This is a genomic window from Mycobacterium novum (assembly GCF_010726505.1).
GTDB lineage: Bacteria > Actinomycetota > Actinomycetes > Mycobacteriales > Mycobacteriaceae > Mycobacterium > Mycobacterium algericum.
Genome location: NZ_AP022562.1, coordinates 50,688 through 65,766 on the forward strand (window position 1 = coordinate 50,688; position 15,079 = coordinate 65,766).

General features: G+C 67.5%; 15 protein-coding genes. 8 read left to right on the forward strand and 7 right to left on the reverse strand.

What is annotated here, in order from left to right; translation table 11 throughout:
* Positions 1–19: 19 nt before the first annotated feature.
* The 3 genes from rplT to infC are packed head-to-tail and all read right to left on the reverse strand — an operon-like array spanning position 20 to position 1,302.
* Positions 20–409 (reverse strand): 50S ribosomal protein L20, encoded by a 390-nt coding sequence (gene rplT, locus G6N19_RS00210; protein WP_013828758.1) that lies wholly within the window; start codon positions 407–409, stop codon positions 20–22.
* Between the two features lie 55 nt (positions 410–464).
* Positions 465–659 carry a 50S ribosomal protein L35 gene (rpmI, locus tag G6N19_RS00215; protein WP_013828757.1) on the reverse strand — a complete coding sequence of 65 codons (195 nt, stop codon included), beginning with the start codon at positions 657–659 and terminating at the stop codon, positions 465–467.
* Positions 660–684: 25 nt separating this feature from the next.
* Positions 685–1,302, reverse strand: a complete 618-nt coding sequence (gene infC / locus G6N19_RS00220; protein ID WP_193466264.1) for a translation initiation factor IF-3 — start codon at positions 1,300–1,302, stop codon at positions 685–687.
* A gap of 363 nt (positions 1,303–1,665) precedes the next feature.
* On the opposite strand from infC, the gene G6N19_RS00225 reads away from it, so the two are divergent.
* The 6 genes from G6N19_RS00225 (at position 1,666) to G6N19_RS00250 (ending at position 4,940) form a co-directional block, all read left to right on the forward strand.
* On the forward strand, positions 1,666–2,097 hold the full coding sequence (locus tag G6N19_RS00225; protein WP_332101761.1) for a DUF6653 family protein: 432 nt from the start codon (positions 1,666–1,668) through the stop codon (positions 2,095–2,097).
* Positions 2,090–2,329, forward strand: coding sequence for a hypothetical protein (locus G6N19_RS00230; protein WP_013828754.1), 240 nt, complete (start codon positions 2,090–2,092; stop codon positions 2,327–2,329). Before G6N19_RS00225 ends, G6N19_RS00230 begins: the two co-directional genes overlap by 8 nt.
* A gap of 3 nt (positions 2,330–2,332) precedes the next feature.
* Positions 2,333–3,505 carry a winged helix DNA-binding domain-containing protein gene (locus G6N19_RS00235; protein ID WP_193465548.1) on the forward strand — a complete coding sequence of 391 codons (1,173 nt, stop codon included), beginning with the start codon at positions 2,333–2,335 and terminating at the stop codon, positions 3,503–3,505.
* 25 nt (positions 3,506–3,530) lie between these two features.
* Positions 3,531–3,773, forward strand: coding sequence for a CopG family transcriptional regulator (locus G6N19_RS00240; protein ID WP_013828752.1), 243 nt, complete (start codon positions 3,531–3,533; stop codon positions 3,771–3,773).
* The gene (locus G6N19_RS00245; RefSeq protein WP_013828751.1) at positions 3,770–4,204 is read left to right on the forward strand and encodes a type II toxin-antitoxin system VapC family toxin; all 435 of its coding nucleotides are present in this window, start codon (positions 3,770–3,772) and stop codon (positions 4,202–4,204) included. The genes G6N19_RS00240 and G6N19_RS00245 overlap by 4 nt, the downstream gene beginning before the upstream one ends.
* A 241-nt stretch (positions 4,205–4,445) precedes the next feature.
* Complete coding sequence (locus G6N19_RS00250) at positions 4,446–4,940, forward strand: hypothetical protein (RefSeq protein WP_158019459.1); 495 nt, start codon at positions 4,446–4,448, stop codon at positions 4,938–4,940.
* A 166-nt stretch (positions 4,941–5,106) separates the two neighbouring features.
* Here the strand turns inward: G6N19_RS00250 and uvrA are convergent, their stop codons facing one another.
* On the reverse strand, positions 5,107–8,016 hold the full coding sequence (gene uvrA, locus G6N19_RS00255) for an excinuclease ABC subunit UvrA (RefSeq protein ID WP_013828750.1): 2,910 nt from the start codon (positions 8,014–8,016) through the stop codon (positions 5,107–5,109).
* 57 nt (positions 8,017–8,073) lie between these two features.
* Here uvrA and G6N19_RS00260 point away from each other — a divergent pair, with 57 nt between their 5' ends.
* Positions 8,074–8,760 carry an MBL fold metallo-hydrolase gene (locus G6N19_RS00260; RefSeq protein ID WP_013828749.1) on the forward strand — a complete coding sequence of 229 codons (687 nt, stop codon included), beginning with the start codon at positions 8,074–8,076 and terminating at the stop codon, positions 8,758–8,760.
* A 291-nt stretch (positions 8,761–9,051) separates the two neighbouring features.
* On the opposite strand, the gene G6N19_RS00265 is transcribed toward G6N19_RS00260, so the two are convergent.
* Positions 9,052–9,498 carry a universal stress protein gene (locus G6N19_RS00265; protein ID WP_013828748.1) on the reverse strand — a complete coding sequence of 149 codons (447 nt, stop codon included), beginning with the start codon at positions 9,496–9,498 and terminating at the stop codon, positions 9,052–9,054.
* Positions 9,499–9,733: 235 nt separating this feature from the next.
* Between G6N19_RS00265 and G6N19_RS00270 the strand changes: the two genes are divergently transcribed.
* Complete coding sequence (locus G6N19_RS00270; protein ID WP_193465549.1) at positions 9,734–11,302, forward strand: glycosyltransferase family 39 protein; 1,569 nt, start codon at positions 9,734–9,736, stop codon at positions 11,300–11,302.
* Between the two features lie 27 nt (positions 11,303–11,329).
* On the opposite strand, the gene G6N19_RS00275 is transcribed toward G6N19_RS00270, so the two are convergent.
* A complete protein-coding gene (locus G6N19_RS00275; protein ID WP_049792878.1) occupies positions 11,330–12,769 on the reverse strand; it encodes an MFS transporter in 1,440 nt (479 codons plus the stop codon).
* A gap of 58 nt (positions 12,770–12,827) precedes the next feature.
* Entirely contained in the window at positions 12,828–15,008 is a 2,181-nt protein-coding gene (gene uvrB, locus G6N19_RS00280) for an excinuclease ABC subunit UvrB (RefSeq protein ID WP_013828745.1), read from the reverse strand.
* Positions 15,009–15,079: the final 71 nt, after the last annotated feature.

A 15,079-nucleotide genomic window follows, 5' to 3' on the forward strand; every position in this document is an offset into this window, starting at 1 on the left:
CCAGAAAGACCCAGCAGGGTCAGGCGGCCTCGCCGGAGGGCGCGTTGACATCCTCGGGCAGCGCGGCCTTGGCGACCTCGACCAGCGCGGTGAACGCTGCCGCGTCACTGACGGCGATCTCGGCGAGGTTCTTGCGGTCCACCTCGACACCGGCCGCCTTGAGGCCCTGGATCAGGCGGTTGTAGGTGACGCCGTTGGCGCGGGCCGCCGCGTTGATCCGGGTGATCCACAACTTGCGGAAGTCGCCCTTGCGGGCGCGACGGTCACGGTAGGCGTAGGTCAGCGAGTGCAGCTGCTGCTCTTTGGCCTTGCGGTACAGCCGCGACCGCTGGCCACGGTAGCCTTTCGAGGCCTTCAGGATGGTGCGACGCTTCTTCTGGGCGTTGACTGCCCGCTTCACGCGTGCCATGGGGTGTTCCTACTCTCGTTGGGACGTAAGGGATTTGCGTAGCGCGGAGCGGCTGTCAGCCGTTCAGCATCTTGTTGACGCGCTTGGCGTCGGCAGCAGCCACCTCGGTGCGCCCGGCCAGCCGGCGAGTGCGGGTGCTCGGCTTGTGCTCGAGCAGGTGGCGACGGTTGGCCTTCTGCCGCACGATCTTGCCGGTGCCGGTGCGACGGAACCGCTTCGAAGCGCCACTGTGGGTTTTCGCCTTGGGCATGTTTCCTCAGTTCTGGTATTCGGTGTCAGTTTTCGGGTTTGGGCTCGGCCGCCTCGGCCGCGTTGTCCGGGGCCGAGGCGGGGGGCTTTGCGCCCGCACCGGCATCTTCTGCGGCCTTGGCCCGGGTCTTCGCGCCGCGGTGCGGTGCCAGCACCATCGTCATGTTGCGTCCGTCCTGCTTGGCGGAGGTCTCGACGAACCCGTACTCGGCGACATCGGCGCCCAGTCGCTGCAGCAGCCGGTAGCCCAGCTCGGGCCGGGACTGCTCACGTCCGCGGAACATGATCGTCACCTTGACCTTCGCCCCGGCTTCGAGGAAGCGGACCACGTGGCCCTTCTTCGTCTCGTAGTCGTGGGGGTCGATCTTGGGGCGCAGCTTCTGTTCCTTGACGACGGTCTGCTGCTGGTTCTTGCGAGACTCGCGCTCCTTCTGGGCCGCCTCGTACTTGTACTTGCCGTAGTCCATGATCTTGCAGACCGGCGGTTTCGCGGTCGGGGCTACTTCGACAAGGTCGAGATCGGCATCCGCGGCGACGCGAAGCGCATCCTCGATGCGCACGATGCCTACCTGCTCCCCTCCCGGGCCGATCAAACGGACCTCAGGTACGCGAATGCGCTCGTTGACGCGGATCTCAGTGCTGATGGGACCTCCCTGGGTAGTCTTCCGGTCGCGGCCGCCGCAGTGCTCGTCCGGACGCAGCGGCGCTGAAACCACCCACCAGCAAAAAAGCCCTGCACGAAGCAGGGCCCGATGCCGACCGGTCGCGGCCCGATTACCATCGGGGCGCCTGCGCGCGCTGCGCAGAGCAGGCGGTTCGCACCGCCTGCGACCGGACCACTAGACCTACGGATCGCTCCGCGGCTAGAGGTGGGAGGGAACTCCACTTGCAGTCCTGGCGTACGCCGGGACGGTCGCGGCACACAGTCTAGCAGCAGTTCGGCATTCCTCCAGCCCGGACATTTCGTCCCCGGCGGCGCCCAGCTTGACTGCCTATCCTCGCGGGTTGTGACTCTCGCCGGTATCCGCCGCGCCGTGTTCGCCCGGCACGCCAACCCGTGGAGCGCCTGGAGCCGCTGGGCGACGACGCCGTTGATCCTGGTGCCGGTGTGGCGGCGCTCCTGGCGGGATGCCGCGTGGGTGTCGGTGTGGTTGGCACTGAACCCGGTGATCTTCGGCGAGCCCACCGATCAGGCGGCCTGGTCGACGCGCGCGATGCTCGGTGAGGAGCAGTGGGTCACCGACCGGCCCCGAGACGCCGCCCTGCTGGTGAACCTCGCCGGTAGCGCCGCGACCACATGGGCGCTGCTGAGCGCCCGCCGGCGGCGACTGCTGCCGACGGTGGCGGCCACCGCCGCGGCGATGACGCTGACCATGGGCTACTGGGCGCTGATGGTCCGCTACTTCGATCGCCGGCGGTACCGTGGCGAACATGGGTGACGATCCGGGCGACCCGCAGCCCGACACCGGTTACGACGACACCGGCGTGCCGACCTTCGAATCGGTGCGCGAGAAGATCGAGAACCGGTTCGAGACCTCGATCGGTGCGCAGGAACTGGACGCGGAGACCCCGGAGGGCCGCACCGTCGAGAAGCAGTACCAGGACCGGCAGCGCGCCGCCGCCGACCGGTTGGAGCAGATCCGCGCCTCGATGCGCGATGACGAACACTGACAGGTGCGGGCCTTCACCATCGCCGAACGGCGAAACCGCTTGGCACGCCGGCATTTCCTGGCCCCGGAGACCGCGACCGAGCCGATCACGCAGATAGCGGCCACGCTCATCGGCCTGCACGCCACCGATCCGGCCACCCCGTACCTGTCGCTGTGGGCGCGATCATCGCCGTTCAGCGTCGCCGACCTGGACAGTGCGTTGTATGAGAAGCGGTCGCTGATCAAGCAGCTGGCGATGCGCCGCACGCTGTGGGTGGTCGACCCCGCCGAGCTGCCTGCTGTGCAGGCCGCCGCCGGCGACCGGGTGGCCGACACCGAACGCCGCCGACTCATCGCCGACGTGGCCAAAGCCGGTGTCGCCGACGACGGAGCACGCTGGCTGGCCCGGGCCGGCGCGGCGGTGCTGCGACATCTCGAAGAGCACGGCCCGGCCAGCAGCACCGAACTGCGTGCCGCACTACCCGAACTGGCCGGAACCTACGACCCCGCACCCGGCAAGGCCTACGGCGGCCAGACCCACCTCGCCCCGCGCGCCTTGACCGTGCTCGGCGCCCAGGGCGACATCGTGCGCGGACCCAACGACGCCAGCTGGACCTCGTCGCGGCCCCGGTGGGCGGCCGCCGCCGACTGGCTCGGCGAACCGGGCGAACCGATCTCCGCCGAGGAGGCGCAGGCGCGCCTGGTCGCCACTTGGCTGCGGGCCTTCGGCCCGGCCACCGCCGACGACATCAAGTGGTGGTTCGGCACCACCAAGACGGCGGCCCGAAAAGCGTTGAGCGGCATCGGCGCCGTCGACGTCGACCTGCACGGCACCCCCGGGTACGCGCTGCCCGACGACCTGGAGCCCGAGCCCGAACCCGAGCCGTGGGGTGCGCTGCTGCCCGGACTCGACGTCACCACGATGGGCTGGTATCACCGCGACTGGTACCTCGGCGAGCACCGCGGCCAGCTCTTCGACAACTACGGCAACGCCGGACCCACGGTGTGGTGGAACGGCCGGATCGTGGGCGGCTGGTGTCAGAACGCCGCCGCCGCGGTGCAGCTGCAGCTGCTGGAGGACCCGGGCCGGCCGGCGCGTCAGGTGTTGGAACGGCGGGCGAAGCAGCTCACCGCCTGGCTGGACGGCACGCGGATAGCGCCGCGGTTCCCGTCGCCGCTGGTCAAGGCGCTACGGTAACATATGGCACTGGTACCATAACCATATGGCCCTGAAGAAGACGACGGTGATGGTCGACGAGGACGACCTTGCCGTGATCAAAGCAGCGGCCGCCCGGGACGGGCGGCCCGAATCCGAGTACTTTCGCGAGGCATTCCACCTTGCCGCGTTGCGTGCCCGGCGCTGGCCAGGTGAGTGGGACATTCCCACGCTTGACTACGGGCACGCGGTGACTGCCGACGAGATCCACCGGGTGGTCGCTGAGGCTTCCGTCGACAACGCGGGATGATCGTCGTCGCGGACACCTCCGGGTTGGTGGCGGCATTCAACGCAGGCGACCCAGAACATCGGGCAGCCCGAGAGGCGCTGATCGGGGCGGCGCTGACCGTCGTGTCCCCGCTGGTCCTTCTCGAGATCGAGCACGTCACCACCCGCAATGTCAGTAGATCAGCGGCGCTCGCGATCAACGATTGGTTACTTGCACAGGAGCGCACCGGGCGCGTCGTCATCGCCACCGTCACGGCACCCACATTGCGGATCGCTCGAACTGTCCAAAACCGTTACGCCGCTTTGCGGCTCGACCTCACCGACGCTGTCTCCGTCGTGGTGGCCGAACAATACGAAACCGACGCCGTGCTCACACTCGACCGTCGCGATTTTCGGGCCATCGCGCCCCTGAACGGCGCTCCAGCGTTCCGGTTGTTGCCCGACGATAGGTAAGGCCGCCTCCCATGCAAAGGCTTTACGCCTCGCGAATCACGCCAGCCCGGGCCCGCACCCCGCAAGTGCAGGTATTCTCTATGCATCTTCAGCCCACGACTGGCTAAGGGAACCCAGAACATAGAAAGACGCCATCAATTTGAGCCAAATATCGAGAGGCAGCTAGGGTTCCATTCATATGCACCCAGAAAATTCATCTGTAGGTCATGAAAAAGATAATCGTAGGCCGGTAGGCTCGAAGATGGCTTTGGTCACGAAACTGCTGGTCTTGCCAATTTGCACAGGCGTTATAGGTCTATTCTTTGGAGTAGCGCTAGATCAATCCGACAGCTACATATCCCGTGCAGATGATTGCTATGCCAGCCTCTTAGACTACACGTATGGACTGAGTTATGTCGGTACTATCGCAGGTTCGCTTAACAACGCCGATGCCCGTAACGAGCAAATTGGCACCTACAATATAGAGGCCAACGAGAAGTTCTCTGCGCCATCCAGCAAGATCGCTAACAAATGCGACACTGAATATTTTGATGAACAAAACCTTGCACAGTGGCAGGATAATAATCACGAGATATCCTCACGGTGCTTTGCCAACCGTTCGTGCACAGGATCGGAAGCATTGAGCCTAGCCGCGACAGCCCAAAATTTAACCAACAATCTTCTGAATGATGTGCACGCGGTGACCAAATGGGGAACCGCACGCCGTGTGGCATATATGTTCCGGCACCTCTATTGATCCTACGCTCGGAGAATTCCTCGCAGCCGCGTGCCCGCTCAATACTTTGCAGACCGAAAGGAAAACCCGCCACTACGCTTGCATGCATTTTTTTTGCAGCAGACAAACCAACTGTGAATACAGTTCCCGCCATGTACCCGGTGGGGAGCGTGCGCTCACACCAGTGCTAAGCGCTGGCCTTGCGCCGCCGCTTGGCGGGCTTGGCGGGTTTGGCCGGCGGTGCGCTGAGGATCTCGGCGAGGAACTTACCGGTGTAGCTCTCCGGCACGGCCACCACGTCCTCGGGTGTGCCGGTGGCCACCACCGTTCCCCCACCGGCCCCGCCTTCGGGGCCCATGTCGATGATCCAGTCCGCGGTCTTGATCACGTCCAGGTTGTGCTCGATGACGATCACCGTGTTGCCCTTGTCGACCAGCCCGTTGATGACGCCCAGCAGTTTGGCGATGTCCTCGAAGTGCAGGCCGGTGGTGGGCTCGTCAAGGATGTAGACCGTGCGGCCGGTGGAGCGCTTCTGCAGCTCCGAGGCCAGCTTCACCCGCTGCGCCTCCCCGCCGGACAGCGTCGGCGCGGGCTGCCCCAGCCGCACATAGCCCAGGCCGACGTCGACCAGGGTGCGCAGGTAGCGGTGGATGGCGGTGATCGGCTCGAAGAACTCCGCCGCCTCCTCGATGGACATGTCGAGCACCTGAGCGATGGTCTTGCCCTTGTAGTGCACCTCCAGGGTCTCCCGGTTGTAGCGGGCGCCGTGGCAGACCTCGCAGGGCACATAGACATCCGGCAGGAAGTTCATCTCGATCTTGATGGTGCCGTCGCCGGTGCACGCCTCACACCGGCCGCCCTTGACGTTGAACGAGAACCGGCCCGGCTGATAGCCGCGCACCTTGGCCTCGGTGGTGGCGGCGAACAGGGTGCGGATCTTGTCGAACACCCCGGTGTAGGTGGCCGGGTTGGACCGCGGGGTGCGCCCGATCGGTGACTGGTCGACCCGCACCAGCTTGTCCAGGTGGTCCAGGCCGGTGATGCGGGTGTGCCGGCCGGGCACCAGCCGGGCGCCGTTGAGCTTGTTGGCCAGCACCGACGCCAGGATGTCGTTGACCAGCGTCGACTTTCCCGAACCGGACACTCCGGTGACGGCGGTCAGCACCCCGAGCGGGAACGCCACGTCGACGCCGCGCAGGTTGTGTTCGCGGGCGCCGACCACGCCCAGCTGGCGTTTGGCATCCACCATCCGGCGAAGCTGGGGCACCGCAATGCTTTTCGCGCCGGACAGGTAGGCGCCCGTGATCGAGTCGGTGTTGGCCACCAACTCGGCGTAAGGCCCGCTGTGCACGATCCGCCCGCCGTGCTCCCCGGCCGCCGGACCGATGTCGACGATCCAGTCGGCGTGCGCGATGGTGTCCAGGTCGTGCTCGACGACGATCAAGGTGTTGCCCAGGTCGCGCAGCCGCACCAGGGTTTCGATCAGCCGGCGGTTGTCACGCTGATGCAGCCCGATCGACGGCTCATCGAGCACGTAGAGCACCCCGACCAGACCCGAGCCGATCTGGGTGGCCAGCCGGATACGTTGCGCCTCACCACCGGACAGTGTTCCGGCCGCCCGCGACAGCGTCAGATACTCCAGCCCGACGTCGAGCAGAAAGCTCAGCCGCGACTGGATCTCCTTGAGCACCTGGCCGGCGATGGCCTGCTCCCGCGGGCCCAGCGTCAGCGCGTTGAGGAAGTCGGAGCATTCCGCGATCGACAGATCACTGACCTGCGCAATGGATTTGCTGCCGTAGTCGCCGGCGGTCATGGTCACCGCCAAGATCTCCGGCTTGAGGCGGGTGCCGGCGCACTCCGGGCAGGGCACGTCGCGCATGAAGCCGGCGTAGCGTTCCTTCATCTGTTCGGACTCGGTCTGCTCCATCTTGCGCTGCAGGAACGCCATCACACCTTCAAAATCGGTGTAGTAGGAGCGGGTCCGGCCGTAGCGGTTGCGGTAGCGCACATGGACCTGCTCGTCGGAGCCCTCCAGGATGGCCTTGCGGGCCTTGACCGGCAGCTTGCGCCACGGGGTGTCGACGTCGAAACCCATGGCGTCACCGAGACTGGCCATCATCCTGGTGAAGTACTCGCTGGTGGGGCCCATCGACCACGGCGCCACCGCCCCCTCGGCCAGGGTGCGGTCCGGGTCGGGCACCACCAAGTCGGCGTCGACCTCCTTGCGGATGCCCAGCCCGGCGCATTCGGGGCACGCCCCGTAAGGCGAGTTGAACGAGAACGACCGCGGCTCCAGGTCGTCGACCGCCAGCGGGTGACCGTTGGGGCAGGCCAGCTTCTCGGAGAATCGCTGCTCGCGGTGGGGGTGGTCGTCATCGCGGTCGACGAACTCGAGCACCACGATGCCGTCGGCCAACCCCAGCGCCGTCTCGATCGAATCGGTGAGCCGCTGCTTGGCCGTCTCCTTGACCGTCAACCGGTCCACCACGACGTCGACGTCGTGTTTCTCCTGCTTCTTGAGCTTGGGCGGGTCGGTGAGCGGGTGCACCACGCCGTCGACCCGGACCCGGCTGTAGCCCTGGGTGTTGAGCTTCTCGAACAGGTCGGCGAACTCCCCCTTGCGGGTGCGCACCACCGGCGCCAACACCTGAAAGCGCAGCCCCTCATCCATGGCCAGCACCTGATCGACGATCTGCTGCGGGGTCTGGCGGGCGATGCGCTCACCGCAGACCGGGCAGTGCGGGGTGCCGGCGCGGGCGTACAGCAGCCGCAGGTAGTCGTAGACCTCGGTGATGGTGCCGACCGTCGACCGCGGGTTGCGGTTGGTGGACTTCTGGTCGATGGACACCGCCGGCGACAGGCCCTCGATGAAGTCGACATCCGGTTTGTCCATCTGACCCAGGAACTGGCGGGCATACGCCGACAGCGACTCGACGTAACGGCGCTGGCCTTCGGCGAAAATTGTGTCGAAGGCCAGCGAGGACTTGCCGGAGCCGGACAGCCCGGTGAAGACGATCAACGCGTCCCGCGGCAGGTCCAGGTCGACACTGCGCAGGTTGTGTTCACGCGCACCCTTGACGATCAGCCGGTCAGCCACCCGTCCATGCTAGGTGGCGCTACCGACACGCAGCTCACGGCCAGTACGGTGGCGGATATGACCCCGAAGACCTCGGTTGACGACACCTACACCGGCCATGTCGAGCCCGGCACCGCCGCCCGCCGCACCCTGCCCGGGGCCACGATCATCAAGACCTCGGTGGGTCCCATGGATAACAACGCCTACCTGGTGACGTGCACCAACACCGGCAAGACGCTGTTGATCGACGCGGCCAACGACGCCGAGACGCTGCGGGCACTGGTGCGCGACCACGCGCCGGAGGTAGCGCTGATCGTCACCAGTCACCAGCACTTCGACCATTGGCAGGCACTGGCCGAGCTCGTCGCCGCGACCGGGGCGCCGACGGCGGCGCACGCGCTGGACGCCGAGCCGCTTCCGGTGACCCCCGACCGGCTGCTGGCCGATGGCGACACCGTGACGGTGGGTGACCTGACCTTCGACGTGATCCACCTGCAGGGCCACACCGAGGGCTCGGTGGCACTGGCCCTGGACGGCGCGGCCACCGGAGGAATCACCCAGCTGTTCACCGGCGACTGCCTGTTCCCGGGCGGCGTCGGCAAGACCTGGCAGCCCGGCGATTTCGAGCGGCTGCTCGGCGACGTGAGCGCCAAGGTGTTCGACCGGTTCGGCGACGACACCGTCGTCTACCCCGGACACGGCGACGACACCACCCTCGGGACCGAGCGACCGCATCTGGCGGAGTGGCGCGAACGGGGTTGGTGACGGCGCTACCGGCGTGCGCAACGTGCGGCACCGAACCGCGGGAGGACGCGCGGTTCTGCGACGGCTGCGGTTCGCTGATCGCGCCGGCCGGCGACCGCGCCCGCCGAGGAGAACCTGGCGATCCGGGATATCTGGCTGTTACGACTGCGGGCCCTGCTGGCCAGGGCACGCGACGACACCGCGCAGTACGCCGACTTCCGCGACCGCTACCGCGACATGGCCGAAACGCTTGGCTTCCAAGGGCATCTGGCCTGGGCCGAAGCGATGCCCTGACGACAGATGCCGGCCCGGTCAGCCGGTGGTGTGCACGATCAGCACGTCGACCTTGGCGCGCCGCGACACGTTGGCCGGCACCGACCCGAGCAGCCGCCCGGCAATCGTGCTCAGCCCCACGTTGCCGACCACCAGCAGGTCGGCGTTGACCGACTCGGCCAACTCCACCAGCGCGTCCACCGGGGCGCCGACGATCGCGCGCTCCTCCACCTCGTAGGCCCCGGCGGCAATGGCCCGCTCCTTGGCTTCCTTGAGGATGGCGTAGATCGGGGCACTGCCGGAGGCCTTGTAGCTCTCGTCTTTCAGAGCGTCGACGGCCCGCGGGTCGTCGGCGTGCGGCAGGTAGGCGGTGGCGATGACGACCTTCGCACCCTCACCCGACGCCAGGTGACCGGCACGGTCGACGGCACGCAACGAAGAATCCGAGCCGTCCGTGCCGACCACCACCGTCTTGTAGCCGCTCATCCGTAACCCTCCCGGTGAAAAGTTGCAATGCTCGCTAGTAAGCCATGGCGACATTAACGCGTCGGAGGCCCCGATGGGGGCGATTGGCGTCACATGTCGCCTGCGTCGCTGCACACACATCGCCATTGACCGGCACGAAAACCGCATCTCACCGCCGTCGTGACGTGGCTGACACGGCGTGCCGGGCGGTAGCGTGGACTGTCATAACCGTCATCGCTCGCGATAGCAGACGCCGTTGAGCCTGGTACTGGACCGGGCACCGGTGAGCACCGCGGCGGGTTCGCCCCGCCGGCTGGGCCGGCCCCCGGCCGCGGTCCTGATCGCAGTGGTGGCGACGCTGATCAGCGGCATCGGCGCGAGCCGACCGTCACTGTGGTTCGACGAGTCGGCCACGATCTCGGCGTCGACGCATCGATCGCTGCCGGAACTGTGGCAGTTGCTGACCCACATCGACGCGGTGCACGGCCTGTACTACCTGTTCATGCACGGCTGGTTGGCCGTCTTCCCCGCGACGGAATTCTGGGCGCGGGCGCCGAGCTGTCTGGCGGTGGGCACCGGCGCAGCCGGGGTGGTGGTGTTGTGTCGCCGGTTCGCCGGCCGGCAGGTGTCGGTCTGCGCCGGCGTGCTGTATGCGGTGCTGCCGCGGGTGACGTGGGCCGGGGTGGAAGCGCGCCCGTATGCGTTCGCGGCGGCGTCCGCGGTCTGGCTGACGGTGCTGTGGGTGAGCGCGGCGCGCCGTAACACCCCGGCGCTGTGGCTGGGGTACGGCGCGGCGGTGGTGGCCTCAACGCTGCTGAACACCTTCACCGTGCTCATGGTGGCGGTGCATGCGGTAGGACTGCGGGCGTGCGAGTGCGACCGCTCGGTGAAGCGGCGCTTTGCGGGCGCCGCCGGAATCGCGCTGGCCGTGCTGGCCCCCTTCCTGTGGTTCAGCCGGCAGCAGATCTGGCAGGTCGCCTGGATCCGGCCGGTGAACGCGCACACCGTGATCGAGATCGCGCAGCAGCAGTTCTTCGACAACAGCGTGCCGTTCGCGATCTCGGCCTGGTTGCTGATCGCCGGCGCTGCGGTGGCCGTGCGGGCCGGGATCCGCCCGGCACCCGCCGGCGAGCTGCGGCAGCTGGTGTCGCTCTGCGTCGCCTGGCTGGTCATCCCCACCGTGGCCACCGTGGCCTATTCGGTGATGGTGAAACCCGTCTACTATCCGCGCTACCTGATCAGCACGGCGCCCGCCATGGCGATCACGTTGGCCCTCGCGTTGAACATCGCCGTGATCACACTCGCCCGGCCTCGCCGCGCCATCATCGGCGCCCTGACGGTACTGATCATCGCCGCAGCACCGAATTATGTTGCCAATCAACGTGATCGCTACACCAAAGAGGGCTGGGACTACAGTGCGGTGGCCGACGTGATCGACGCGCATGCCCGGCCCGGGGACTGCCTCCTGATCGACAACACCACCAGGTGGTTGCCCGGCCCGATCCGGGCACTGCCGGCCGGTCGGGCCGAGACGTTCGCCAAGCTGCGAGACCCGGGCCGGGGCCCGCACCGGCAGCAGCTGGGCCGGCTGTGGGACGGGCATCTGGCGGTGTGGGCGCTGACCGATCAGCTCGCCGGCTGCCCGACGATCTGGACGATCACCGATCACGACCGATCCCTGCCGGCCCACCAGGTCGCCGTCAAGCTGCCGTCGGGCACCCGGTTCGCCCGCACTCCCGACGGCCAGGTGCTGCGCCAGCTGGGCTTCCACGTCGTCGAACGCTGGCAGTTCACCTTCTCCCAGGTCATCAAGGCCACCCGGTGATCCGGCTGGAAACGCCGCATCAACCCCTCAGACGTGGGGGCCGACCACCGGATCGGCGCCGCGGGCGGCCCGATAGGCCACCACGCAACCCAGGGCGGCCATGACAGCGAAGATCGCGAACAGCCAGCGGGCCGCCGGAAGGCCGGAGCTCATCGCGGTGTTGACCACCAGGCCGGCGATACCCGCGCCGAATGCCCCGCCGATCAGCGCGACGGTGTTGATCGCGGCGGCGGCCGTACCGCCCTCGGCGGGGTCATCGACGCAGCTCATGGCCCACGCCGACAGATGCGGCCAGCCGACACCGACACCGACACCGACGACCAGCAGCGCCAGCGCCCAGATCGCGCCGACCGCGGTCGGGTTGTAACTGCTCATCCGGGCGAACGCGACCACCGCCAGGCCGCCGGACATCACCAGTGGCCCGCTGATCACCAGCCCGATGATCACCCGCACCTTGCTGACCGAGGCGCTGGCGATCTCGCTGATCGTCCAGCCGGTCGACAGGGCGGCACCCAGAAATCCGGCCATCACCGGCGGCAGGTGAGCCAGTCGCTGCCCGAGCAGCGGGATGTACAGGTTGGCCTTCGTGGTGGCCATCAGCACGCCCAGCGTCAGGTAGATCCACTTCTCCCGGCCGGGGTGGAACGCGCTGGGGGGCAGCACAGCCGCCGACGAGCGGCGGTCCACCACCAGGAACACGCCCAACAGCACCGCGCCCGCGATCAGCAGACTGGCGGCCCCGATGAGGCTGTGCGGCAGTTGGGCGGTGCTGACCACCAGCGCGGCGCCCCCCAGCAACAGCAGCGAGCGCACCGGGACCTTCATCGCGTCGTCCTGCTGGCCACCGCGGCTGGCACGCAGCACCACGCTCACCGCCACGGCCATCACTCCGGACAGCACCGCCATGATGGCGAACGCCCACCGCCAGATGCCGAATTGGGCGAACAGGCCACCGGCCGCCGGCCCCACCAGGGTGCCGACACCCCACATCGCCGACACCAGCCCCGATGCGCGGGTCCACAGCCAGCTGGGCAGGACCGCATTGATCAGCGCATAGCCCAGCCCGGCCAACAGGCCGCCGCCCATGCCCTGCAGGGTGCGGCCGACCAGCAGGATCTCCATCTGGGGCGCCATCGTGCACACCACGCCGCCGACACCGAACGCCAGCAGACCCAGTAGGTAGGCGAACCGGGAACCGATGCGAACCAGCACCGGGTTGGCCGCGGCGGCGGCGAGCACCGACCCCACCAGATACAGCGTGGTGGCCCAGGCGTAATACCGTTCGCCGCCGATCTCTTTAATCGTGCTCGGCAGCAGGCTGATCGTCAGGAACTCGTTGGTGGCGTAGAGCGCCACGCCACCGGCCAGCACGGCTGAAGTGCCTAAGTAGCGCCTTCCGAGCAGCTCGCGCCAGCTGCCAGTGTTTATAGCGGATTCGGTCGTCACCGCTTCAGTCAGATCCACCACCGCTTGCAGTCAATCACGGATCGCCATGACACGCGAAAACGGTCCCCATGCTGGCGCGTCACTTGATTCCGGCCGCGTCCATACCCCGCAACTCTTTCTTGAGGTCGGCGATCTCATCGCGGATTCGGGCGGCGAGCTCAAATTGCAGGTCACGGGCGGCGTTCATCATCTGTTCGGTGAGGTCCTTGATCAGGTCGGCCAGTTCGGCGCGCGGCATGCTCTTGGTGTCGCGGCCCTCGAACACCCCGGCGCTGACGGATTGGCCCGCCCGTCCCGGTGCCCCCTGCGCGCGCCGCCCGCGCGAGGCGTTGCGCCCCGAGCCGGCGACCTCGACGGTTTCGCTGTCGGCCGCCTCCCGATACACCTGGTCGAGGATGTCGGCGATCTTCTTGCGCAGCGGCTGCGGGTCGATTCCGTTCGCCTCGTTGTAGGCGATCTGCTTGGCCCGCCGCCGTTCGGTCTCGTCGATGGCCTCGCGCATCGAGTCGGTGATCTTGTCGGCGTACATGTGCACTTCGCCCGAGACGTTGCGAGCCGCCCGGCCGATGGTCTGGATCAGGCTGCGGGTGGAGCGCAGGAAGCCCTCCTTGTCGGCATCCAGGATCGACACCAGCGACACCTCCGGCAGGTCCAGGCCCTCTCGCAGCAGGTTGATCCCGATCAAGACGTCGTAGTCGCCGAGCCGCAGCTGCCGCAGCAGCTCCACCCGGCGCAGCGTGTCGACCTCGGAGTGCAGGTAGCGCACCCGGATCCCCATCTCCAGCAGGTAGTCGGTGAGGTCTTCGGCCATCTTCTTGGTCAGCGTGGTCACCAGCACCCGCTCGTCGGCCTCGGCGCGCTGCCGGATCTCGCCGATCAGGTCGTCGATCTGGCCCTTGGTCGGCTTCACCACCACCTTCGGGTCGACCAGGCCGGTCGGGCGGATCACCTGCTCGACGAACTCACCGGCGGCCTGGCTGAGCTCGTAGGGGCCGGGGGTGGCCGACATGTAGACCGTCTGCCCGATCCGGTCGGCGAACTCCTCCCAGGTCAGCGGCCGGTTGTCGCAGGCCGACGGCAGCCGGAACCCGAACTCCACCAGGTTGCGCTTCCGCGACATGTCGCCCTCGTACATGCCGCCGATCTGCGGCACTGTGACGTGCGACTCGTCGATGATGAGCAGGAAGTCCTCCGGGAAGTAGTCCAGCAGGGTGGCCGGCGGCGAGCCGGCGCCGCGACCGTCGATGTGACGCGAATAGTTCTCGATGCCCGAGCAGAACCCGACCTGGCGCATCATCTCGATGTCGTAGTTGGTGCGCATCCGCAGCCGCTGGGCCTCCAGCAGCTTGCCGTGGCGCTCCAGCTCGTCGAGCCGGACGGCCAGCTCCTCCTCGATGGTGGAGATGGCCTGCGTCATCCGTTCCGGGCCGGCCACGTAGTGGGTGGCCGGGAAGATCCGCAGCGAGTCGACCTTGCGGACCACGTCCCCGGTGAGCGGATGCAGGTAATAGAGCGCCTCGATCTCGTCGCCGAAGTACTCGATGCGGACCGCCAGCTCCTCATACGAGGGGATGATCTCGACGGTGTCGCCGCGCACCCGGAACGAGCCGCGGGTGAACGCCATGTCGTTGCGGGTGTACTGGACGTCGACCAGCAGCCGCAGCAGCCCGTCGCGCGGCACCTCCGAGCCGACCTGCAGTTCAACGGAGCGGTCCAGGTAGGACTGCGGCGTGCCCAGGCCGTAGATGCACGACACCGACGCCACCACCACCACGTCGCGCCGGGACAGCAGGCTCGAGGTCGCCGAGTGGCGCAGCCGCTCCACATCGTCGTTGATGGAGCTGTCCTTCTCGATGTAGGTGTCGGTTTGGGCGATGTAGGCTTCCGGCTGGTAGTAGTCGTAGTACGAGACGAAGTACTCGACGGCGTTGTGCGGCAACATCTCTCGTAGCTCATTGGCGAGCTGAGCGGCCAGCGTCTTGTTCGGCGCCATCACCAGCGTGGGCCGCTGCAGCCGCTCGATCAGCCAGGCCGCGGTGGCCGACTTGCCGGTGCCGGTGGCGCCGAGCAGCACCACGTCCTTCTCCCCCGCGGTGATGCGCCGGTCCAGCTCGGCGATCGCGGTAGGTTGGTCACCGGCGGGCTGGTAGTCGCTGACCACTTCGAAACGGCCGCCGGCCCGCACGATGCCTTCGACGGCGTCGGCGGGAGGCCGGTACTCCGAATGCGCGACGACGGGGTGTTCGGTTGCGAAAGCCACGAACCCAGAGTAGGCCGGGTGTCTGACAACGCGAGCGTGCGTGCTTCCGGTCCCGACGCGGCGCGTCGGAC